Annotated in this window: 20 protein-coding genes; 10 read left to right on the forward strand and 10 right to left on the reverse strand. The window is 74.2% G+C overall.

Going from position 1 to position 21848, the window contains the following annotated elements:
* Positions 1 to 37: 37 nt before the first annotated feature.
* Complete coding sequence (locus ACFZAT_RS22505) at positions 38 to 1120, reverse strand: hypothetical protein (RefSeq protein ID WP_391266238.1); 1083 nt, start codon at positions 1118 to 1120, stop codon at positions 38 to 40.
* A gap of 156 nt (positions 1121 to 1276) precedes the next feature.
* On the opposite strand from ACFZAT_RS22505, the gene ACFZAT_RS22510 reads away from it, so the two are divergent.
* Both ACFZAT_RS22510 and ACFZAT_RS22515 read left to right on the forward strand, forming a co-directional pair.
* Positions 1277 to 1714, forward strand: a complete 438-nt coding sequence (locus ACFZAT_RS22510) for a DUF4442 domain-containing protein (RefSeq protein WP_391266614.1) — start codon at positions 1277 to 1279, stop codon at positions 1712 to 1714.
* 149 nt (positions 1715 to 1863) lie between these two features.
* A complete protein-coding gene (locus ACFZAT_RS22515; RefSeq protein WP_391266240.1) occupies positions 1864 to 2529 on the forward strand; it encodes a VTT domain-containing protein in 666 nt (221 codons plus the stop codon).
* Between the two features lie 11 nt (positions 2530 to 2540).
* On the opposite strand, the gene ACFZAT_RS22520 is transcribed toward ACFZAT_RS22515, so the two are convergent.
* Entirely contained in the window at positions 2541 to 3071 is a 531-nt protein-coding gene (locus tag ACFZAT_RS22520; RefSeq protein ID WP_391266241.1) for a DapH/DapD/GlmU-related protein, read from the reverse strand.
* Positions 3072 to 3210: 139 nt separating this feature from the next.
* Between ACFZAT_RS22520 and ACFZAT_RS22525 the strand changes: the two genes are divergently transcribed.
* On the forward strand, positions 3211 to 3948 hold the full coding sequence (locus ACFZAT_RS22525) for a DapH/DapD/GlmU-related protein (protein ID WP_391266242.1): 738 nt from the start codon (positions 3211 to 3213) through the stop codon (positions 3946 to 3948).
* A gap of 9 nt (positions 3949 to 3957) precedes the next feature.
* On the opposite strand, the gene ACFZAT_RS22530 is transcribed toward ACFZAT_RS22525, so the two are convergent.
* On the reverse strand, positions 3958 to 4824 hold the full coding sequence (locus ACFZAT_RS22530) for an EamA family transporter (RefSeq protein ID WP_391266244.1): 867 nt from the start codon (positions 4822 to 4824) through the stop codon (positions 3958 to 3960).
* A gap of 93 nt (positions 4825 to 4917) precedes the next feature.
* Here ACFZAT_RS22530 and ACFZAT_RS22535 point away from each other — a divergent pair, with 93 nt between their 5' ends.
* Both ACFZAT_RS22535 and ACFZAT_RS22540 read left to right on the forward strand, forming a co-directional pair.
* The gene (locus ACFZAT_RS22535; protein WP_391266246.1) at positions 4918 to 5490 is read left to right on the forward strand and encodes a cupin domain-containing protein; all 573 of its coding nucleotides are present in this window, start codon (positions 4918 to 4920) and stop codon (positions 5488 to 5490) included.
* A gap of 43 nt (positions 5491 to 5533) precedes the next feature.
* Entirely contained in the window at positions 5534 to 6118 is a 585-nt protein-coding gene (locus ACFZAT_RS22540; RefSeq protein WP_391266248.1) for a YbaK/EbsC family protein, read from the forward strand.
* On the opposite strand, the gene ACFZAT_RS22545 is transcribed toward ACFZAT_RS22540, so the two are convergent.
* Positions 6115 to 6525, reverse strand: coding sequence for a CoA-binding protein (locus ACFZAT_RS22545; protein ID WP_391266249.1), 411 nt, complete (start codon positions 6523 to 6525; stop codon positions 6115 to 6117). The genes ACFZAT_RS22540 and ACFZAT_RS22545 overlap by 4 nt on opposite strands.
* A gap of 59 nt (positions 6526 to 6584) precedes the next feature.
* Here ACFZAT_RS22545 and ACFZAT_RS22550 point away from each other — a divergent pair, with 59 nt between their 5' ends.
* From ACFZAT_RS22550 to ACFZAT_RS22560, 3 genes are all read left to right on the forward strand, one after another.
* The gene (locus ACFZAT_RS22550) at positions 6585 to 7211 is read left to right on the forward strand and encodes a YigZ family protein (RefSeq protein ID WP_391266250.1); all 627 of its coding nucleotides are present in this window, start codon (positions 6585 to 6587) and stop codon (positions 7209 to 7211) included.
* Between the two features lie 143 nt (positions 7212 to 7354).
* On the forward strand, positions 7355 to 8521 hold the full coding sequence (locus tag ACFZAT_RS22555) for an exonuclease SbcCD subunit D C-terminal domain-containing protein (RefSeq protein ID WP_391266251.1): 1167 nt from the start codon (positions 7355 to 7357) through the stop codon (positions 8519 to 8521).
* Positions 8518 to 11733 (forward strand): AAA family ATPase, encoded by a 3216-nt coding sequence (locus tag ACFZAT_RS22560; RefSeq protein WP_391266253.1) that lies wholly within the window; start codon positions 8518 to 8520, stop codon positions 11731 to 11733. The genes ACFZAT_RS22555 and ACFZAT_RS22560 overlap by 4 nt, the downstream gene beginning before the upstream one ends.
* Here the strand turns inward: ACFZAT_RS22560 and ACFZAT_RS22565 are convergent.
* Positions 11723 to 12169, reverse strand: coding sequence for an Lrp/AsnC family transcriptional regulator (locus ACFZAT_RS22565; RefSeq protein ID WP_018105190.1), 447 nt, complete (start codon positions 12167 to 12169; stop codon positions 11723 to 11725). The two genes, ACFZAT_RS22560 and ACFZAT_RS22565, sit on opposite strands and share 11 nt — an antisense overlap.
* Positions 12170 to 12262: 93 nt before the next feature.
* Here ACFZAT_RS22565 and ACFZAT_RS22570 point away from each other — a divergent pair, with 93 nt between their 5' ends.
* Positions 12263 to 12751, forward strand: a complete 489-nt coding sequence (locus ACFZAT_RS22570) for a rhodanese-like domain-containing protein (protein ID WP_391266255.1) — start codon at positions 12263 to 12265, stop codon at positions 12749 to 12751.
* A gap of 46 nt (positions 12752 to 12797) precedes the next feature.
* Here ACFZAT_RS22570 and ACFZAT_RS22575 read toward each other — a convergent pair whose 3' ends face one another.
* Both ACFZAT_RS22575 and ACFZAT_RS22580 read right to left on the reverse strand, forming a co-directional pair.
* Positions 12798 to 14483, reverse strand: a complete 1686-nt coding sequence (locus ACFZAT_RS22575) for a DUF885 family protein (RefSeq protein ID WP_391266258.1) — start codon at positions 14481 to 14483, stop codon at positions 12798 to 12800.
* Positions 14484 to 14521: 38 nt separating this feature from the next.
* A complete protein-coding gene (locus ACFZAT_RS22580; protein ID WP_391266260.1) occupies positions 14522 to 15040 on the reverse strand; it encodes an AsnC family transcriptional regulator in 519 nt (172 codons plus the stop codon).
* 59 nt (positions 15041 to 15099) lie between these two features.
* On the opposite strand from ACFZAT_RS22580, the gene ACFZAT_RS22585 reads away from it, so the two are divergent.
* Positions 15100 to 16359 (forward strand): PLP-dependent transferase, encoded by a 1260-nt coding sequence (locus ACFZAT_RS22585; protein WP_391266261.1) that lies wholly within the window; start codon positions 15100 to 15102, stop codon positions 16357 to 16359.
* Here the strand turns inward: ACFZAT_RS22585 and ACFZAT_RS22590 are convergent.
* From ACFZAT_RS22590 to ACFZAT_RS22600, 3 genes are all read right to left on the reverse strand, one after another.
* On the reverse strand, positions 16286 to 17677 hold the full coding sequence (locus ACFZAT_RS22590; protein ID WP_391266263.1) for a GNAT family N-acetyltransferase: 1392 nt from the start codon (positions 17675 to 17677) through the stop codon (positions 16286 to 16288). The genes ACFZAT_RS22585 and ACFZAT_RS22590 overlap by 74 nt on opposite strands.
* A 136-nt stretch (positions 17678 to 17813) precedes the next feature.
* On the reverse strand, positions 17814 to 20477 hold the full coding sequence (locus ACFZAT_RS22595) for a DUF6493 family protein (RefSeq protein ID WP_391266264.1): 2664 nt from the start codon (positions 20475 to 20477) through the stop codon (positions 17814 to 17816).
* Entirely contained in the window at positions 20474 to 21847 is a 1374-nt protein-coding gene (locus tag ACFZAT_RS22600) for an SWIM zinc finger family protein (protein ID WP_391266267.1), read from the reverse strand. Before ACFZAT_RS22600 ends, ACFZAT_RS22595 begins: the two co-directional genes overlap by 4 nt.
* Between the last annotated feature and the right edge of the window lies 1 nt (position 21848).

Consider the following 21848-nt stretch of genomic DNA (forward strand, 5'->3'; position numbering starts at 1 on the left):
CGCCGCCCCGTAGCGCAAATGAGTTGCCCGAGCGGGGTCAGGAATCGCCGTCGGGGTCGACGACGGGCACCAGGCGCACGGTGCTGAGGATCTTCTCGATCGTCGCGTTCGGCAGCTCGTCGTCCACGCCCGCGGCCGCGTACAGCACCCACGAGGCGAACTCGTTCTTCTTGTTCTTGAACGTGAAGGCGTACGTCTTGCCGTCGCTGCTGCACTTGGAGCGCTTGGTGACGTGGGGCGCGGTCGCGGTGACCAGGCTCCCGGTCAGCCCGGACTTGGTGGTGTACTGCTTGGCCTTGCTGATCTTGATGGTCTTCTTCGGCATGTGCTGCGCGAACGCGGCCCAGGCCCAGGTGCCCGCCTCGTTACGGGCGTTCACGTCCGGGTCCGTGGCGCCCTGCGCGCCCCGGGTGCCGGTGCCGGCCAGGCTGTACTTGTCCTCGGTGCCGTCCTTGTCGGCGTCGTCGGTGCACCACTCCTGCTTGAGGTCCGCAGGCGCGCTGAACCCGATGAGCGGCAGACCGTCGTTCTTCTTCTCGTCCTCGAAGAAGGACTGCACGGTGGGCGGCGAGACCTCCCAGTCGCCGGGCACGTCGAACTGGGTGCCCCACTTGGGGTTGGTCACGACCTTCCAGCCCGCGATCTGCGGCTTGGCGTCCTCGCCGCCGCGCGGGTTGTCCTCGGGCGACGCGGAGCCGGACGGCTTGGCGGGCGCGGCCGTCTTCTTGTCGTCGGCGACGTTCTTGCCGTCCTTGTCGTCGTCCTTGTTCAGCACGACGACACCGGTGACCGCGGCGGCCACCACGACCGCGGTCGCGGCGACGATCGCGATGACCGTCGTCTTCTTCTTCTTGTCGTTGCCCGGCTGGGGGTCACCGGGAGGACCGGGCACCGCGTACTGCGGAACGGTCGGCTGCTGGTACGGGTTGGGCTGTCCGTACCCCCCCTGCCCGCCCTGCTGCGGGTAGCCGTAACCCGGCTGTCCCGGCTGCTGGCCCTGCTGCTGATATCCCGGCTGCTGATAGGGATTCGGCTGCTGGTACCCCGGCTGCTGGTACGGGTTCTGGTTCTGGTCCTGCGGGTTCTGCTCGCCCCCGGGCGGCTGCTGTCCTGGCCACATGGCGAGTAACGATAGAGGGGCCCCGCCCCGCGTGCTACGTCCGCCCCCGTGTGCGAACGGTGAAGGAGCGGGCGCGGCCCGGCCGGTGACTGCCGCGAGAGGCATGGCCAAAGCTGCCTACCCATGAGTAACATCACGGTCATGAGCGCTGAACAGATGACCGCCGGCGAGATGCTCGCCGCGACGGTTCCCATGGTCCGGACCCTCAACCTCGAATTCCTGGAGTCCACCGCCGACCGCGCGGTGGTCCGCATGCCGGACCAGGCCGACTACCACAACCACGTCGGCGGACCGCACGCCGGAGCGATGTTCACGCTGGCCGAGTCGGCGAGCGGAGCCATCGTCATCGCCGCCTTCGGCGACCAGCTCTCCCGGGCCGTGCCGCTCGCGGTCAGCGCCGAGATCGGCTACAAGAAGCTGGCCATGGGCGAGGTCACCGCGACCGCCGTCCTCGGCCGCCCCGCCGCCGAGGTCGTCGCCGAACTCGACGCGGGCGAGCGTCCCGAATTCCCGGTGACCGTGGAGATCCGGCGCGCGGACGGCGCCGTGACCGGTGAGATGACCGTGGTCTGGACGCTGCGCCCCCACTCCTGACCCGTACGACCCCGAGGGCCGCCCCGCGCCGGACCGGTGCCCGGCGGCCCTTCGCGCTGTCCGCCTCCGTGAGGCTGAGGGTAGGCTTCCCGGCGGTGCGCCGATGAGTGTCCGGCGGGCGACAGGACATCACACGTAAGGAAACGGCGTTGCACATCCAGGAGTGGCTGGAGACCGTCCCCGCGATCAGCGTCTACATCCTGGTGGGCGCCGTCATCGGGCTGGAGAGCCTGGGCATCCCGCTGCCCGGCGAGATCGTCCTGGTCAGCGCCGCGCTGCTGGCCGCGAGCCACGACGGCATCAACCCCTGGATCCTGGGCGCCTGCGCCACCGCCGGAGCCGTGATCGGGGACTCCATCGGCTACGCCATCGGCCGCAAGGGCGGACGCCCGCTGCTGGCCTGGCTCGGGGGCAAGTTCCCCAAGCACTTCGGCGAGAGCCATATCGCCATGGCCGAGCGGTCCTTCCAGAAGTGGGGCATGTGGGCCGTCTTCTTCGGCCGCTTCGTCGCCCTGCTGCGCATCTTCGCCGGTCCGCTGGCCGGTGTGCTGCACATGCCGTACTGGAAGTTCCTCATCGCCAACGTGCTCGGCGGGATCGCCTGGGCGGGCGGCACCACGGCCGTCATCTACTCGGTGGGCGTCGTCGCCGAGGCATGGCTCAAGCGGTTCTCCTACCTGGGCCTGGCCATCGCGGTCCTGATCGGCCTCGCCTCCATGCTGGTCCTGAAGAACCGCGCCAAGAAGGCCGCCGCCGCGCACTCCGCCGCGGCCGCCACCGAGCCGGAACCGGGGACCGTGCCGGTCGCGGACTGAGCCGGCGGGCCTCAGCCCTCGCAGGCTTCGCGGTGGGCCTTGGCCAGCTCCACGTAACCCACCGCGTTGAAGCGGACGCCCTCCAGCTCCTCCTCGGTCAGCTCCCGCTTCACCTTCGCCGGGACGCCCGCGACCAGCGACCCCGGCGGCACCCGCATCCCCTGCGGTACGAGGGCCTGCGCCGCGACCAGGGAGCCCGCGCCGATGTGGGCGCCGTTGAGGACGGTGGCCCCCATGCCGATGAGGACGTCGTCCTCGATGGTGCAGCCGTGCAGGACCGCGTTGTGGCCGACCGAGACCCGCTCGCCGACCGTCACCGCGAAGCCCGGGTCGACGTGGACGCTGCAGTTGTCCTGGATGTTGGAGTCCGCGCCGATCACGATGGGCCCGCAGTCCGCACGCAGCACCGCCTGGTACCAGAGGCTGGAGCCCGCCGCCATGGTGATGTCGCCGATCGCCACCGACGTCGGGGCGGTGAACGCCTCCGCGTCGATGGCGGGCTCCTTGCCACCGATGCCCATGATCATCGCCTGCTCCGCCATGGCCCGTTCCTCCGTGCTCCGGTGGCGTCGGTCGCCGCCGGGGAAACCGTATGCGACGCGACGGCGCCGCCCCCTGTTGGGGTGAAGATCACAGGCCGGTCCCGCCGCCCGTCCGGTGGGCACGGCTTACGGTGAGCGCGTGCCGAAGAACCGGAATCCGCTCGCCGCCCTGACCGCCTGGCGGCGGCGCGCCCTGTCCGGGATCGTCCACCGCTGCTGGCGCTGGGCGCGCGAGGCGGGCGCGGTCACCGCCGCGCACCCCGGAGGGCTGCGGTTCGCCCGGATCGGTGAGGGCACGCGGCTGGCGTTCCCGCAGGGCACGGTCTTCGGGGAGCCGTGGATCCGGCTCGGCGACCACTGCATCATCGGCGAACAGGTCACGCTCACCGCGGGCCTCATGCCCGACCTGGACCTCGGGCCCGACCCGATCCTCACCCTGGGCGACGGGGTCGTCCTCGGCCGGGGCAGCCATGTCGTCGCCGACACGACGGTGACCATCGGCTCGGACACGTACTGCGGCCCGTACGTGTACATCACCTCGACCAACCACAGCTACGACGACCCGCACCAGCCGGTCGGCAAGCAGTGGCCCCGGATGGAGCCCGTCTCCATCGGCCCCGGCTGCTGGATCGGTACCGGCGCGGTGATCCTGCCCGGCGCCCGCCTCGGCCGCAACGTCGTCGTGGCCGCCGGGGCGGTGGTCCGGGGCGAGGTCCCCGACCGGGCGGTGGTGGCCGGAGCGCCCGCCCGTGTCGTACGCGGCTGGGACCCGGAGAAGGGCTGGCAGCCGCCCCTGCGGACACCGGCCCCGGTCCCGATCCCCGAGGGCGTCACCCCGGAACAACTCCTCGCCGTGGCGCAGCTCGACGAGGGCTGAAGGCAGGCCCTACCCCGTCGCGAGCAGCACCGTGCCCACCAGGGCCAGCCCCGCGCCCGCCGCCTGCACGCCCCGCAGCCGCTCGTTCAGGAATCCGCGCGCGGCCAGCGCCGTCACCACCGGATAGAGCGAGGCGAGCACGGCGGCGACGGTGACCGGGCCGTGCTGGGCGGCGATGGAGTACGTGCCGTTGGCCGCGACGTCCGCGAGGCCGACGAACGCCAGCGCCGGCAGCGCCGCCCGGACCACCGCCGCGCCCCCGTCCTCGGGCAGTGCCCGGCCGCCGCGCCGCACGGAGACGTACAACGCCCCGCCGCCCACCGCCACGTTGGTGACGCGCTGCACGAACAGGGCGAGGAACAGCCCGGTCACCGTGGTCGACGCATGGGCGATCAGCGACATCACGCCCCCGAAGCCGAAGGCCGCCACCAGGGTCAGCAGGACCGCCCGCCGCTGCACCGGCGCCCCGCGCAGCTGCGGGCCGCCCGCCAGTACGACGCCCACGACGGCCACCGCGACCCCGGCGCCCTGGAGGAGGTCCGGGCGCTCCCCGGCGATCAGCCCGACGCCCACCGGCACGGCCACGCCGAGCGAGCCGAGCGGGGAGACCACACCCATGGGGCCGAGCGCGAGCGCCTGGTAGAAGCAGAGCATCGCCACCGGTCCGACGACCCCCGCCGCGACCGCGTACCAGAGCCGGGGCCCCGCCTCGCTCCAGCCGCCCGTGGCGGTCACGATCACGCCCAGCACCGCCGCCGTGATGATCTGCGAGACCACGACCACGGTGAGCGCGGGCGTACGGCGGGTCAGCAGGCCGCCCCCGAAGTCGGCCAGCCCCCACAGGAGACTGGTGGCCAGGGCGAACAACGCGGTCATGGGGGGCCTCGCAGTACAGTGCGGCGAACAGGTGGGTACACCGCACCGTAGTGCAGGATGCTGGACCGTGTCATACAGAATATTGGACGGAATGTGACTGACCTCGATCAGCTGACCCAGTCCCTCGCGCGCAATCTCAAGCGCTGGCGCGGTGAACGCGGCTTCACCCTGGACCAGTTGGCGGCCCGTGCCGGAGTCAGCCGCGGCATGATCATCCAGATCGAGCAGGCCCGCACCAATCCGAGCGTCGGCACCACGGTCAAGCTCGCCGACGCGCTCGGCGTCAGCATCACCACCCTGCTCGACTACGAACAGGGCTCCCCGGTCCGTCTGGTCCCGCCCGAGCAGACCGTCCGCCTCTGGTCCACCGACGCGGGCAGCTCGACCACGCTCCTGGTCGGCACGGACGCCCGGGGCCCGTTCGAACTCTGTTGCTGGCGGCTGATGCCCGGCGAGGGCAGCCGCTCCGACCCGCACCCCGAGGGCACGGTCGAACTCCTCCACGTCACCGCCGGAACGCTCACGCTCGTCGTCGCCGACACCCCCTACGAGATGGGTGCCGGCACCTCCGCCACCTTCGAGGCGCACCATCCGCACGCCTACCTCAACGAGGGCGCCGAACCGGTCGAACTCACCATGGCCGTAAGCGTTCCGCCCGTCAGATGAGACGGCGCACAGCCCCGCGTACGGCGCTGTTAGCGTGACGCGTATGCGCGCACCCATCGGTTCCTTCGAGAACGCCAGCCCCGCCGTCGACCGTCAGGACCTGCTCACCGCCCCGGTGGCCGAGGCGGTGCGCACGGGCTGGGGCGGCATCGCGTCCGACCAGGTCCTGCACGTCGACACCGACCCGGAGATCGCCGACACCGCGGCCTTCGTCGCCCATCACGGGGCCGACCTGCTGGACCACTCGGCGAACTGCGTCGTGCTCTCCGGGAAGCGGGGCACCGACGTCACCCTCGCCGCCTGCCTGGTCCTCTCGCACTCCCGCGTCGATGTGAACGGGGTCGCCCGCAAGCACCTCGGCCTGCGCAAGGCGCGCTTCGCCTCGATGGACACGGCGGTGGGCGAGACCGGCATGGAGTACGGCGGCATCACCCCCATCGGGCTCCCCGCCGCCTGGCCGCTGCTGATCGACTCCGCCGTCGTGGACGAGGAGTGGGTCCTCATCGGCAGCGGCTCGCGCCGGGGCAAGCTCATCGTGACCGGCAAGGCGCTGGGCGCCCTGCCGGGCGCGGTGATCCTCGACGGCCTGGGCGTCCGCGCCCCGGACGCCTCCCAGGCCCCGAGCTAGGCCCCGAGCCTCGGGATCTCGATGGCGGGGCAGCGGTCCATCACCATGTCCAGGCCGGCCGCCCGGGTGCGTCCGTACGCCTGCTCGTCCACCACACCGAGCTGGAACCAGACGGCCCGGGCACCCTTGGCGACCGCCTCGTCGGCCACCGCCCCCGCCAGCTCGCTGTTGACGAAGACGTCGACCACGTCCACCGGGAACGGGATGTCCGCCAGCGAGGCGTACCCCTCCTCGCCGTGCACCCGCTCGGCCTTCGGATGCACCGGGACCACGCGCTTGCCGAAGCGCTGAAGCACCTCGGCGACCCCGTAGGCCGCGCGCGAACGGTTGCTGGACAGGCCGACCACCGCCCAGGTGTCGCCGGTGTCTTCCAGGATCCTGCGGATCGTCTCCGCGTCTGCGTACATGAACCGCACAACCGGCGGCCCGCCCCGGCCATTCCCGCAGGTGCGCATAGGGTGGCGGGATGCAGGAGGAGTACCGGACCGTCGCCCGCGCGGGCGTGCACGAGAGCGAGATCAACCGGTCCCGCTTCATCTGCGCGCTCGCCCCGGCGGCCACGGAGGAGGAGGCGCAGGAGTTCATCGCCCGCGTCCGCAGGGAGCACCCGACCGCCACGCACAACTGCTACGCGTACGTGATCGGCGCCGACGCCTCCGTGCAGAAGGCGAGCGACGACGGCGAGCCCGGCGGCACCGCCGGAGTCCCGATGCTCCAGATGCTCACCCGCCGCGAGGTCTGCTACGCCGTCGCCGTCGTCACCCGCTACTACGGCGGTGTGAAGCTCGGCGCCGGAGGCCTGATCAGGGCGTACGGGGGAGTGGTCGGCGAAGCCCTCGACGCACTCGGCACCCGCACCCGCCGCCGCTTCCGCCTCGCCACGGTCACCGTCGGACACCAGCGGGCGGGCCGGCTGGAGAACGAACTGCGCGCCACCGGACGGACGGTGCGCGAGGTCCGGTACGCGGCCGACGTGACCATCGAGATCGCGCTGCCGGACGCCGACGTCGAGGCGTTCGGCCGCTGGCTCGCCGACGCGACGGCGGGCGAGGCGCGGATGGAGCTGGGCGGCGAGGCGTACGACGACGCGTGACGCGGCCGCGGGCGGAAGGTCTCGGCGCCCGTCGCGGCCGGGCGGAACTTCCCGGTTGCGGCCGTGGCTCCCCGCCGGGATGGGAGACTGTGGGGCGTGAGAGCACAGGGGCGGAGGAAGCGCATGCGGACCGGAGCCGGGTCTTGAGGATTCTGCACACATCGGACTGGCACCTCGGCCGGTCCTTCCACCGGGTCCCCCTGTTCGACGCCCAGGCCGCCTACCTCGACCACCTGGTCGCCACCGTCGCCGCCCACGAGGTCGACGTCGTCGTCGTGGCGGGTGACGTGTACGACAGGGCGGTGCCCCCGCTCAGCGCGGTGCAGCTCTTCGACGACGCGCTGCACCGGCTCGCCGCCGCCGGGGTGCCCACGGTGATGATCTCCGGAAACCACGACTCCGCCCGCCGCCTCGGTGTCGGCGCCGGGCTCATCGGCCGGGCCGGCATCCACCTGCGCACCGACCCCGCGCACTGCGGCACGCCCGTCGTCATCCCCGACGCACACGGCGACGTGGCGTTCTACGGGCTGCCCTACCTGGAACCGGCACTGGTCAAGGACGTCTTCAAGGCCGAGCGTGCCGGGCACGAGGCCGTGCTCACCGCCGCGATGGACCGCGTCCGCGCCGACCTCGCCGCCCGCCCGGACACCACCCGGTCCGTCGTCCTCGCCCACGCCTTCGTCGCCGGCGGCGAGCCCAGCGACAGCGAGCGCGACATCACCGTCGGCGGCGTCGCCGCCGTCCCGGCCGGGGTTTTCGACGGCGTCGACTACGCGGCGCTCGGCCACCTCCACGGCTGCCAGGCCGTCACCGACCGCGTCCGCTACTCCGGCTCCCCGCTCGCCTACTCGTTCTCCGAGGCCACCCACCGCAAGACCATGTGGCTCATCGACCTGGACGCGTCCGGGACGGTCACCGGCGAACGGATCGACTGCCCGGTGCCCCGCCGCCTCGCCCGGCTCCACGGCCGGCTGGACGACCTGCTCGACGACCCCGCGCTCGACTGCCACGAGGACGCCTGGGTGGAGGCCACCCTCACCGACCCGGTCCGCCCCGCCGACCCCATGGCCCGGCTCACCGAGCGCTTCCCGCACACCCTCGCCCTCGTCTTCGAACCGGACCGGGCACCCGACGACCCGGACCTCACCTACGCCCGCCGCCTGCGCGGCCGCGACGACCAGACCATCGCGGAGGACTTCGTGGCCCATGTGCGCGGCGGCTGGGGGACCGACGAGCAGGAGCGGGCGGTGCTGCGGGGCGCCTTCGACCACGTCCGGGTGGACGACGGCGTGCGCGAGGTGAACCGGTGAGGCTCCACACCCTCCGCGTCACCGCGTTCGGCCCCTTCGGCGCCCTCCAGGAGATCGACTTCGACGCGCTCTCCACCGCCGGGCTCTTCCTGCTCCACGGGCCGACCGGGGCCGGCAAGACCTCCGTCCTGGACGCCGTCTGCTACGCCCTGTACGGCGCGGTGCCCGGCGCCCGGCAGGGCCCCGGCACCTCGCTGCGCAGCGACCACGCCCCGGCGGACCTGCCGACGGAGGTCCTGCTCGACCTCACCGTCGGCGGGCGCCGCCTGGAGATCACCCGGCGCCCCGCCCAGCCCCGCCCCAAGAAGCGGGGCGGCGGCCACACCACGGAGAAGGCGCAGAGCTGGCTGCGCGAGTACGACCCCGAGGACGGCTGGCGGGCGCTCAGCCGGTCGCACCAGGAGATCGGCGAGGAGATCACCCAGCTCGTCGGCATGAGCCGCGAACAGTTCTGCCAGGTGGTCCTGCTGCCCCAGGGCGACTTCGCCCGCTTCCTGCGCGCCGACGCGGAGGCGCGCGGCCGGCTCCTCGGCCGGCTCTTCGACACCCGCCGCTTCGCGGCCGTCGAGGAGCGCCTCGCCGAACTGCGCCGGACGGCCGAGGCCCAGGTCAAGGCCGGTGACGACCAGATCCTCGGGCTCGCCCAGCGCATCGCCCAGGCCGCCGGACCCGCCGCCCACGAGTGCCCGCTGCCGGACGCCCAGCCCGGCGAGCCCGGCCTGGCGGACGCGGTCCTCGGCTGGGCCGCCATTGCCCGCAGCGGCGCCGGCGAACGCTGCGACATCGCCGCGTCGGTCCTGGCCACGGCGGAGCTCCGGCACGAGGCCGCGCGCATCGCCCTGGAGGCCGAACGGGAGCTCGCCGCGCTCCAGCAGCGGTACGCCGAGACCCGGCGCCGCGCCGACGCCGTGGAGGCCGGCCGAGCCGCCTGCGACGAGGCGCGGGACCGCCTCGCGCGCGCCCGCAAGGCGGACCTCGTCGGCCCCGCGCTCGACCTGCGCGAGGCGGCGGAGCGGGCGTACCGGCGGGCCCGCGAGGAGCGGGACCGGGCCCGGGCCCGGCTGCCCGAGCCCCTGTCCGACGCGGGCGCCGAGCAGCTGGCCGCCCTGGAGCACCGGCTCCGCGAGGACCTGGGCGGCCTCGAATCCGCCCGGCGCGCCGAGCAGCGGGCCGCCGGGATCGCCGAGGAGCGCGCTGCCCTGGACCGACAGGCCGGGGCCGACGAGGAGCTGGTCCGGGAAGCGGAGGACTGGCTCGCCGGCTGGGAGACCACCCGGCAGGACCTCCAGGCCCGCCTGGACGCCGCCCTCGAAGCCGCCACCCGCACCGAACTCCTGGCCCGCCGCCTCGACCCGGCCCGCCGCCGTCTGGACGCGGCCCGCCGCCGCGACGCGCTGGCCGCCGAGGTGGCCACGGCCGGGCACGCGCTGACCGACGCCCGGGAACACGCCGCCGCCGCCCACGAACACCGGCTCGACCTGCGCGAGCGCCGCCTGCGCGACATCGCGGCCGAACTCGCCGCCCAGCTGGCCGACGGCACCCCCTGCGCGGTCTGCGGCGCGACGGCCCACCCGTCCCCGGCCCGCCCGGGCGACGGCCACGTGGACCGCGCGGCGGAGGAATCCGCCGAACGCGCCCACCGCGAGGCGGAGCGCGCCCGCGCCACGGCGGAACAGTCCCTGGCGCTGCTGCGCGAACGCCACGCGACGGCCCGCGCGGAGGCGGCGGGGACCGCCGCCGATGCGGAGAACCTTCCGGACGCCGACGCCCCGGCAGGTGGCGCGGCCGCCCCGGCTCCGGCTGCCGATGCGAGCTCGGCCTCCGGCAGCGGTGTCCGTGGAGGGACCCACGAAGCCGCATCCGCCTCGGCCTCCGGCACCGGCGTCCGGCCGGGGGGCGCCGAGTCGCCCCGGGGCGCGGCGGCCGGCGGCGACCCCACCGTCGGAGAGCTCGCCGAACTCGTGGACCGGCTCGCCGCCGCGCACGCCGAGGCGTACCGGCTGGCCGCCGGGGCGCTCTCCGCGCGGGAGGCGCTCGCCGGGGCCGAGCGGGAACAGCGGCGGCGGGCCGAGGAGCTGCAGCGGGTCGGGCAGCGGGGTGCCGCGCGGACCTCGCGGCGCGAGTCGCTGGACCGGGAGCAGTCGGACATCGACGCGGTGCTGGACCGGGCGCGCGGCGGGCACTCGAGCGTGGCCGAGCACGCCGCCGTGCTTCAGCGGCGGGTCGCCCTGCTCGCCGGGGCGGGCGGGGCCGTGCGTGAGGAGGAGAGCGCGGCGGCACGGCTCAAGGAGGCCGACGACCGGCTCGCGGACGCCGCCTTCCGGGCCGGGTTCGAGACGCCGGAGGCCGCCGCCGCGACCCTGCTGGACGACGCGGCGCAGCGGACGCTCCAGCACCGCGTCGACGCCTGGCAGGCCGAGGCCGCCGCAGTCGCCGACCGGCTCGCCGAGACCGGCGCCCGGGACGCCGCGCAGCGCCCGCCCGCCGCGCCGGAAGCGGCCCGGGAGCGCTTCGACCGGGCCGAGCGCGCGCTGCGCGAGGCCGGCGCCCGCCTCGACGCGGCGCGGGAACGCCGTACCGAACTCGCCAGGCTCTCCCGCCGCGTGGCGGACGAGGTCCGCGCCCTCGGACCGGTGCGCGAGGAGTACGAACGCGTCGCCCGGCTCGCCGGGCTCACCGCCGGCACCTCGGCGGACAACGCGCGCAAGATGCGGCTGGAGTCGTACGTGCTGGCGGCCCGGCTGGAACAGGTCGCGGCGGCGGCCACCGCCCGGTTGCAGCGGATGTCCTCGGGCCGCTACCAGCTCGTCCACTCCGACGCCCGCACCGGGGGCCGCCGGGCGGGGCTCGGCCTGCACGTCATCGACGCCTGGACCGGCCGCGAGCGCGACACCGCCACGCTCTCCGGCGGCGAGACGTTCTTCGCCTCGCTCGCCCTGGCGCTCGGCCTCGCCGACGTCGTCACCGACGAGGCCGGAGGCGTACGGCTGGACACCCTGTTCATCGACGAGGGGTTCGGCAGCCTGGACGACCAGACGCTGGACGAAGTGCTCGACGTGCTCGACTCGCTGCGCGAACGGGACCGCAGCGTCGGCATCGTCAGCCATGTCGCCGACCTGCGCCGCCGCATCCCCGCACAGCTGGAGGTGGTGAAGGAGCGGCACGGGTCGGCCGTGCGGCTCCGGGCCGGGGCGGACGGGCTCAGCGACTGATCGGCCGCCCCGGCAGCGGCGAGGAGTAGACGACGCTGGTGGTGACGGAGCCGAGCGCGCCGATCTTCCCGGAGACGGTCTCCAGATGGCTCATCGAGCGGGCCGTCACCTTGAGCACGAAGCAGTCGTCGCCGGTGACGTGATGGGCCTCCACGATCTCCGGCGTCGTCTCCAACAGATCGTGGAACGGCTTGTAGTTGCCGTTCGGATAGCGCAGCCGTACGAAGGCGAGAATCGGCAGCCCGAGCCGTTCCGGATCGACCACGGCCGCGTAACCGCTGATCACCCCGGCCTCCTCAAGGCGGCGGACCCGCTCCGTCACGGCGCTCGGCGACATGGCCACCGCCCGCGCCAGCTCCGCGAACGAGGCACGGCCCTCGCGTTGCAGCACGTCGAGAATGCGCCAGTCGGTGGCGTCCGGGGAATAGTCGCTCATCCGCACAGAGAACCGTGGAATCCCCGGCGGATCAACCCCGCTGCCGGGGATCCAGCCTTCCGGACCGGCGGCGCCGCTCATAGATTTTCCGGCATGACTCCCCAGCCCGGCGTCCTCGCCGCCCACCCCGTCCTGAGCGTCCCTCCCGCCGAACCGGCCGCTGCCGTCGCCTACTTCGGAGCCTCGCTCGCCTTCCACGCCGACGTCTCGGACGTCGCGGCGGCCCTCGCCGCCGACGGCGATCCCGGCTTCGTCCTGCTCGACTCGCGGTCCACCGAGTCCTGGGACCAGGGGCACATCCCGGGCGCCCTGCACCTGCCGACGGCGCTCATCGCCGAGCAGGCGCCCCGGCTCCTCGACCCGGCCGTGCCGGTCGTCACGTACTGCTGGGGCCCCGGCTGCAACGGCGCCACCCGCGCCGCCCTCGCCCTGGCCCGGCTCGGCTACCGGGTCAAGGAGATGCTCGGCGGCTTCGAGTACTGGGCGCGCGAGGGATTCGCGTACGAGACCTGGGAGGGCGAGGGCAGGCGCGACGCGGACCCGCTGACCGCACCGGCCGGTACGGACGACTGCGGCTGCTGACGGCGGCCGGTCCCGGGGACGGCACCCCGGGACCGGCCGCACCCGGTCAGAGCTTCGACAGCTCGTCCACCAGGTCGTCCAGACCCAGCGGCCCCTGGGACAGGGCGGCCATGTGCCACGCCTTCAGGTCGAAGGCGTCACCGTGCGCCGCCCGGGCGTTCTCCCGGCCCAGCAGCCAGGCCCGCTCGCCCAGCTTGTAGCCGATCGCCTGGCCCGGCATCGAGAGATAGCGGGTCAGCTCGCTCTCCACGAAGTCGGCGGGCCGGCCGCTGTGATTGCCGAAGAACTCCTGCGCCAGCTCCGGCGTCCACCGCTCACCCGGGTGGAACGGCGAGTCGGCCGGGATGTCGAGCTCCAGGTGCATGCCGATGTCCACGATCACCCGGCAGGCGCGCATCATCTGCGCGTCCAGATAGCCGAGCCGTTCCTCGGCGTCCTTCAGGAACCCGAGCTCGTCCATCAGCCGCTCCGCGTACAGCGCCCAGCCCTCGGCGTTGGCGCTGACCATGCCGATCGACGCCTGGTAGCGCGACAGGCTCTCCGCCACGTGCGCCCACTGGGCGAGCTGGAGGTGGTGGCCGGGAACGCCCTCGTGGTACCAGGTGGACACCAGGTCGTACACCGGGAAGCGGGTCTCGCCCATGGTCGGCAGCCAGGTGCGGCCGGGCCGCGAGAAGTCCTCGGAGGGGCCCGTGTAGTACGGAGCGGCGGCGCCGCCCGGCGGCGCGATCCGCGACTCCACCCGGCGGACCCGCTCGGCCAGCTCGAAGTGCGTCCCGTCCAGCGCGTCGATCGCCTCGTCCATCAGGCCCTGGAGCCACGCCTGGACCTCGTCCACGCCCTCGATGTGCTTGCCGTGCACATCGAGATGGGCCAGCGCCTCCCAGGGGCCCGCGCCCGGCAGCACCTTCCCGGCCTCGGTCTTCATCTCGGCGAGCAGCCGGTGGTATTCGGACCAGCCGTACGCGTAGGCCTCGTCCAGATCCAGGTCGGTGCCGTTGAAGTAGCGCGACCAGCGGGCGTACCGCTCGCGGCCCACCGTGTCGGGCTCGCCCTCGATCCCGGGGGCGTACACCTCGCGCATCCACCTCCGCAGCTCGTCCAGCGCGCCGGTGGCCTGCGCGGCGGCCTCGTCCAGCTCCGTGCGCAGGCTGTCCGGGCCTGCGGCCGCGAAGTCCCGGAAGAAGCCGTTCGTACCGTCGCCGACCCACTCGTCGAGCTGTCCGACGAAGGTGGCCGTGGCGCGCGGACCGCCGTACAGCTTGCGCTCCAGACCGAGCGCCAGGGACTCCTGGTAGCCGGCGAGCGCCGCCGGGACGGCCCGCAGCCGCTCCACGACGGCCGCCCAGTCCTCGTCCGTCTCGGTCGGCGTCACCGTGAACACCTCACGGATCGAGTGCGCGGGGGAGTGGAGGTTGGAGACGGCCCGCAGCGCCTCGTCCGCCTCGTGCACGGCGAGTTCGGCGGTCAGCCGCTCCCGCAGCAGCCGGCCGCAGCGGCGCTCGGCGTCATCGGCGGCCCCGGGCAGCTGCTCCGCGCGGTCCAGCCGGGCGAGGGTGTCCCGGGCCAGCGCGGCCAGCTGTTCCTGGCCGGCGGGGGAGAAGTCGGGAAGGCGGCGCGAGCTTGCCGCGACACCGAGATAGGTGCCGGAGATCGGATCGAGTTCGATGAAGGCGTCGACGTAGGCGTCGGCGATCTGGCGCGGCAGTGCGCTGCTGGAAGAGTCTGACATGTGGACATCCTCGTACGGGGAGTGCCTCCGCGTCACCATCAATCGGCAGGACGGACCTGACCGGGGACCGGAACCGCCGCCCCCGGCACCGGAGGAAGCAACGGCCCGCACTCCCACTGCTGGAAGATCAGCCGCGTCTCCACCCGGGCCACTTCGCGCCGCGAGGTGAACTCGTCCAGCACCAGCCGTTGCAGATCCGCCGTGTCCGCCACGGCCACATGCACCAGATAGTCGTCGGGACCCGTCAGATGGAACAGGGCCCGGGACTCCGGCAACGACCTGATCCGCTCCACGAACGGCCCGATCAGCTCCCGCCGGTGCGGCCGCACCTGTACGGACAGCAGCGCCTCAAGACCCCGGCCGAGCCTGGCCGGATCCAGCCGCAGCTGGTGCCCGAGGATGACCCCGGTGCGGCGCAGCCGGGCCACCCGGTCCAGACAGGTCGAGGGAGCCACGCCGACCTCGGCCGCCAGCTCCCGGTACGTGGTCCGGGCGTCGTTCTGCAACAGCCGCAGAATGTGCAGATCGACCGTGTCGAGAGCGACGGAATCAGTCATTCGGCGAACGTAGCACGGCCTTTGGGCCGCACCTTCCGGCGAGCGTTCAGAGTGCGCGCATGGACAACGAATCCGTGCTGCAGCCCTCGACCACCCCGTCCCGGGCGCTCGCCACCGAAGCCGTGCACGCCGGACGCGACGACCTCGCGGCCCTCGGCCTGCACGCCGCACCGATCGACCTGTCGACCACCTACCCCTCGTACGACTCCCGCGCGGAGGCGGAGCGGATCGACGCCTTCGCCACCACCGGGGCACGCCCGGACGGCCCGCCGGTCTACGCACGGCTCGACAACCCCACCACGGGCCGTTTCGAAACGGCGCTGGCCCGGCTCGAATCCACCGCGAGCGCGGTGGCGTTCGCCAGCGGCATGGCCGCGCTGACCGCCGTCCTGCTCGCCCGCGCGAGCGTGGGACTGCGCCATGTGGTGGCCGTGCGGCCGCTGTACGGGTGCAGCGACCACCTGCTGGGCGCCGGTCTGCTGGGCACCGAGGTGACATGGACGGACCCGGCGGGCATCGCGGAGGCGATCCGGCCCGACACGGGTCTGGTGATCGTGGAGACCCCGGCCAACCCGACCTTGGCCGAGGTGGACATCCGGGCCGTCGCCCACTCCTGCGGCGCGGTGCCGCTCCTGGTCGACAACACCTTCGCGACGCCCGTCCTGCAGCGCCCGGTCGAGCTCGGGGCGCGGATCGTGCTGCACAGCGCCACGAAGTACCTGGGCGGGCACGGCGACGTGATGGGCGGAGTCGTCGCGTGCGACGAGGAGTTCGCCGCCCTGCTGCGCCGGGTCCGCTTCGCGACCGGCGGGGTCCTGCACCCGATGGCCGGCTATCTGCTGCTGCGCGGCCTGTCGACCCTGCCGGTGCGGGTCCGGGCCGCCTCCGCGAGCGCCGCCGAGCTCGCCCGCCGGCTCTCCGCCGACCCCCGGGTGGCCCGGGTGCACTACCCGGAGATCGGCGGCGCCATGGTCTCGTTCGAGGTGTACGGGGACCCGCATCAGGTGATCGCGGCCGTCCGGCTGATCACCCCCGCCGTCAGCCTCGGGAGCGTGGACACCCTCATCCAGCACCCGGCCTCCATCAGCCACCGCATCGTGGACGAGGGAGACCGGCACGCCGCCGGTGTCGGAGACCGGCTGCTGCGGATGTCGGTGGGCCTGGAGGACGTGGAGGACCTGTGGGCCGACCTGTGCCAGGCGCTGGGCGGCGGCGATTCCGTACGCGGTGGGGCCGGCGCCCGGGTCAGCGCTCGGCCTGCTCGTACGGCGGCAGCTGCGGCAGGGGGCGCGCCGGGGTCGCCGCGAGGCGTGCGGTGATCACCAGGGTGCCCTCCTCGATCTGGTAGTCGAGCGGCAGCGAGAGCGCGCGCATGGCGGCGACCATCCCGGTGTTGGACGCCTGGGTGACGGCGTAGACGTTCTCGCAGCCGGCCTCCACGGCCAGCGCCACGAGACGGGCCAGCAGTTCGGAGCCGAGGCCCCGCCGCTGCCACTCGTCCTCGACCAGGAGAGCCACCTCGGTCTCGTCGCCGTCCCAGAGCAGGTGGCCGAGGGCGACCATCCGCCCGGAGGCCGTCTGCACGGCGAGCGTGCGGCCGAAGCGGGGGCTCAGCAGGTGGTCCAGATAGCGGTCGGCGTCCCGGACCGGGCCGTGGTAGCGCAGCCGCAGGGTCCGCTCGGAGCAGCGTCCGTGCATCTCCACTGCCGCGTCGAGGTCGGCGCGGTCCGCCCGGCGCACGGTGATCTCGTCGCCCTCGGGCAGCCTGAGCACCTGCTCGCCGCGCGGGACCCGGGGGCCGAGCCGGGCGTCGAGCTCCACCAGCGCACGGGCCCGGGCGAACTCCGTGGGCGTGAACGGCAGATACGGCCGCTCCACGGTGATGACTCCGCCCGACGGGTCGCGCAGCCGCATCACCGTCTCCTCCAGCACCCCTTCGACCGGGGCGGTCTCACCGGTGGCGCGCCCGGTGAACGACACGGCGGGCAGCGAGTGGATCGTGCACCGGCCGAGCAGCTGACGCAGGGCGAGCGGGAGTTCGGCCGCATCCAGGGCGGTCCGGGTGGCGAGGCCGAGCAGCCGGGTCGGCGCGTCCACCAGGTCGTGGGCGTCGGCCCGCTCCGTCCAGGTGGAGCTTCCCCCGGCGGCGGCGACCGCGCGGGACAGCTCCCTGGCCGGGAGCGACGCGGGCACCCTCAGCAGGAACTCGTCCACGGTGCCCTGCGCCAGCGGGTGCGTCTGGAGCGTGAGGATGTCGATGCCGTGCCGGGCCAGCACCGTGCACAGCGCGGCCAGGCTCCCCGGGACGTCCCGCACCGTGGTCCGCATCCGCCACAGCACCGTCTCGCCGGGGACGGCGGAGGTGTCGTGGACGTCGGATGCGGCGGTGGTATCCGGGGCCGGTGCGGGGGGCGGGGCGTGGCTGTGGCGCCGGGCCCACCAGGTGTGGAACGCGGCCGTGGCGGTCAGCGCCACCGCCGAGGCCACGAGCAGATAAGGGCCGTCCGGCTGGTGCCCGATCAGGTTCGCGATCGCGTCGGCGACCGCCACCGCCGTGAACAGCGCGGCGAGTTCGATCACGTCCCGCCGCCAGTGGTGGGGGCGGCGGGCACTCTTCGCGGATGTCACATCAGTCATGAACCCACTGTGACCGTACGGTGTTGCCTGATCACGAACGCTTTGTGACCGATGGGTTAAAGGGCGATCGGGCTTCCTGCCGTCGGTTTCGAAGGCGTGCGGAATCGGTTTCGCAGGGCGCCCCGGCGCACGGGGCTCAGCCGGTCCCCGCCCGGCACGCGGTCTCCAGGCGTATCGCCTGCCGCACCAGCTGGGTCGTCCCGCCGCGCGCGGCCGTCTCCGCGAGCCCGGGGACCGGCCCGGTCTTCGGGGGCCCGCTGCGCTCCGCGCACTCCGCCGCCACGGCGAGGAGATCGCTCAGCCCCCGGGGCGCCCGCTCCCGCGCCAGCAGTGCGGGCAGCACCGGCACCAGGAAGGACAGGACCGTCCCGTACGCCCCGGTCTCCGCCGCCGTCCGCGCGGCCTCCGCCAGCCGGTTCGGCTTGACCGAGCCCTGTTCGATCAGCACGGCCAGCTCGCCGCCGAGCCGTCCGGTGTCCAGCCGCTCCCGCGCCGCCAGCACCAGGAGCGCGTCCACCGCCGCGAGCCGGTCCTCCGTATGCCGGGCGCCGAGCCCGTAGGCCAGGGCGAGATGGATCGCCCCGGCGGCGGGCCCACCGGTCTCGGCGAGAGCGGGCAGCAGCCAGGTGGTGCCGCGCTCCTCGCGCACGGACGCGGCGACGGAGGGCAGCAGCCAGGCCGCAAGCGTCTCGCCGTCCTCGGGGAGGGTGGCCACCCACTGCGGGGACTCCGCCGTCCAGCAGTAGCAGCTCTGGTTCCGGGGGGAGTGCGCGCTCCCGAGCCAGTGGAAGGGGCGCGGAAACTTCTGCCGGACCAGCGGGTTCTCCCTGGTGGTGAGCAGCGCACGCCGCGCGTTGACCACCGTCTGCCGCAGCCAGTCGCGGCCGATCCGGACGTCCGTGTCCACATGGCGGGGGACCACGGCCGCCACCGGTTCGTCGGCCAGGAGCCATTCCGCCAGGCGGTCGCCCTCCTCGGTGCCGAGTGCGGACGCCTGCTGTGCGGCCTCCGTCGCGTCCGTGCGCCGGACCCTCAGGAGCGCCTGGGCGAAGTCCACCGGCCCGGCCGCCACACCCAGCGCGCGGTAGCCGCGCAACCGCTCGACCAGTTCCCCCGCGTCGATGGTGCCCGTGTGCCACGTGGGAGTGGCCAGCAGATACGGCAGCCTGCCCGACCACATCTCGGCGGCCGCCTCCCACAGCCGGGCGTACAGAATCCCGTTGAGGGCGCTGTGGCAGCAGCGTGCCTCACCCGTCCGGCGGGCCTGGCCGTCGTGCACGCTCCGCCGCGAGACCCGCCCGAGCAGGGCCGCCACGACGACACCCATGCCGTCGTTGTTGCCGGACATCCGCCACTCGGCCTCGACCTCGCCCTCGGAGGCCCACCACTGGCCGGCGAGCGCGGACTCCAGGGCCGTGACCAGCTTCTCCCGGTCCGTGCGGGCGTACCGGACGAGCCCGTCCAGGGCCCGTTCGAACGCGGGGACGTCCTCCTCCCGGTCCGACCGGAGCAGGACCGCGGTCACCTCCTCCGTCAGCTCGGCCACCGAGCCGGGCGGCGCACCGAGAGGGCGCGGGGCGGGCGGCGGCGGGAGAACCTCCTCGTACGCCGCCTCCGGCTCGTCCTCCAACAAGTCACCGAACACCGCGCGCGCCGCCTCCCGGTGCACCGGCGCCAGCAGCGAGGCCATCCCGGCCGCCTCCTCGCGGACCTCCGGCGACGCGGCGGGCAGGGCGCGGGCGGCCAGCTTGAGCGCCCGCTCCTGCGCGTCGGTGTCCGGATGCCCGAAGACGTCCGCGATCACCGGCAGCAGCTCGTCCGCCGCCGAAGGCTCCCGGCGCAGCACCTTCCCCAGGTGGATCAACTGGGCGCGCACCAGCTTCTTCTCCGTACGGAAGAGCACCCCACCGGACACCTCCGCCAGCTGCCGGACCGACAGCGCCCCCTGCGCGTCGAGCCGGACCAGCACCTCCTGGGCGTGGCCGGCCACCGGGGAGGGCCCGTCGGCCGCCATCGCCATCCAGTCCGCGACCCGCGCCGCCTCCTCGTCGGCGGTGGGAGCCAGCCCCCGCACGACCAGCAGGCAGAAGCGGAGATCGGTGGGCTTCCCGCCCCGCAGCAGCCGCGCGGTGCAGCTGTCGAGCAGGGCCGCGCGGTCGAGCCGGCCCTCCGCCACCAGGGCGTTCAACGCGGCCGGCCAGTACTCGGCGGGGGAGCCGCTGTCGACCCACGCCACCACCGGGGGCAGCTCCGGCATCGTCAGGAGATGCGGCACGAGGACGTCGAGATGGGCGTCCGCCCGCAACACGTCGATCAGGGGCTTCCCGGACCCGCCGTGCCAGCGCGCGGTGTTGACCCGCTCCGCCCACGCCCCGACCATGCCGTCCGAGACGGGCAGCGGACAGCCCGCCCGGCGGGCCAGCTCCTCGACCAGCCGGTACTCCGCGTCCGACTCCACGGCGCGCGCGGCCAGCCGGTGGGCGAGATCGGCGAGCCAGTCCGGCTCGCGGTCGCCCAGCACCTCCAGGACCCACGGGTACGGCGAGTGCACCCAGTCCCGCATGTCCCTGGCCCCGAGCCAGGTCGCGCAGCCCGCCGCCCCGGTGTGGCAGCCCGCACCGGCCACCAGGATCGCCTTGCGGACCCGGGTGCGCTCGCCCCAGCTCCAGCCACGGGCCTCCTTGCGCAGGGCCTTCAGCTCATCGAGGGCAGCCTTGCGTCCGCCTCGGTCGAGCCGGGCCAGCAGGGGGCGGATGTCGTCCATGCGGCCCTCGCGGACCGCGTCCAGCAGTGTGGTCATCGCGCACCTCCGGCGACCGCCGCGCCACGGCGGACCATCCGGACCGCGAGGGCGTGCTTGCACGGGCCCCGGCGGCCCCGGTAGTCCGCCCACCACTGGCAGGTGCAGCTCAGCGCCCCCGCCTGCTCACGGACCTGGTAGCGCCGGTCGCCCGAACGCACCGCCGCCAGCTCGCCGTCCAGGACCACCGCCCCCTCCCGGGCCAGACGCCGCGCCGCGACCAGCCGGGGATTGTGACGCTCGGCGCGGTCCGCGTCGTACGGCAGCTCGCGGTGGAAGTACGCGGCGTCCGCGAGGTCGTAGCCCACCCGGCCGGCCGTGCCCAGCCGGACCAGGGCGGCGCGGACCCGCTCCACCGGAAGGCCGGCCTGCTCCGCCAGCCGGTCCGGCTCGATCCTGGGCTCCCATGCCAGGAGCACCGACACCAGCTCGGCGTCGGCCGCGGCGTCGTCCGTGGCCAGCGCCTCCAGGACCCCGCCCTCACCGGAGAAGCCGCGTGAGGCGTCGGGCGACAGCGTCAGCGTGAGCCGCATCCCGGGCAGCACGACCTCCCAGGCGCTCGCGGCGGCCGCGCCGTCGGCCGGCGGCCCGTACACACGGAGCGCCGACGCGTACCGCAGGACCCGTTGCAAGGCGGTCAGCCGCTGCGGGCCGGGAAGGCAGACGGCACCGGGCACCGGCCTGGTCGTGGGCCGGAGGGACCGTCCGGCGGGGACCACCCACCGGGCGCCGCGCGCGGCCGCCCCCGAGGACGTGGGCAGCGATCGCAGGAACCGTACGGCGTCCGCCGCAGGGAGCTCCGCCCGCAGATCGAAGGCGGCGGACGCCACCTGCGCCTCCGCGAACCCCCGCAGCCAGCGGTCCGGGAGCGGCACCTTCTTCTCCACGACGGCACCCTCCGTCGTGGTCACCGCCATCTCGTCCGGGCCCACCCGCAGATGCAGCGGCTCGTCGCCGCCCATCCGGGACAGCGCCTCCCGCAGCGGATGGTTCACGTCCACATTGGTGGTGCCGTGGCCCGTCTCCACGCCCTCCAGACCCTCGCCAAGCACATCGAGCCGCGCGTACACCCCGCAGCAGCCGGAGAACGACTCAAAGCGCAGCCGGTCCCCGTTGCCCGTCACCACCGGGTCCAGTGAGGCCGCCAGGTTCCGCTGGTAGTACCGTGCGGCGGCGACGTCCGCGACCGCGAGCAGCCCCCGCGCCGCTATCCGCGGCGAGGCCAGGAACCCGGAGAAGAACCGGGGATGCGCCTCGGCGCCATGCGGTGTGGAGCCGCCTGCCGTCTCCAGGCCGAGCGACTGTCCGGCCCCCGAGGAGGCCAGGACGGAGGGACGTGAGTAGGCCAGGGCCTGCACGGTTCGGGTCATG

Source organism: Streptomyces sp. NPDC008163 (genome assembly GCF_042956885.1).
Taxonomy (GTDB): Bacteria; Actinomycetota; Actinomycetes; order Streptomycetales; family Streptomycetaceae; genus Streptomyces; species Streptomyces drozdowiczii_A.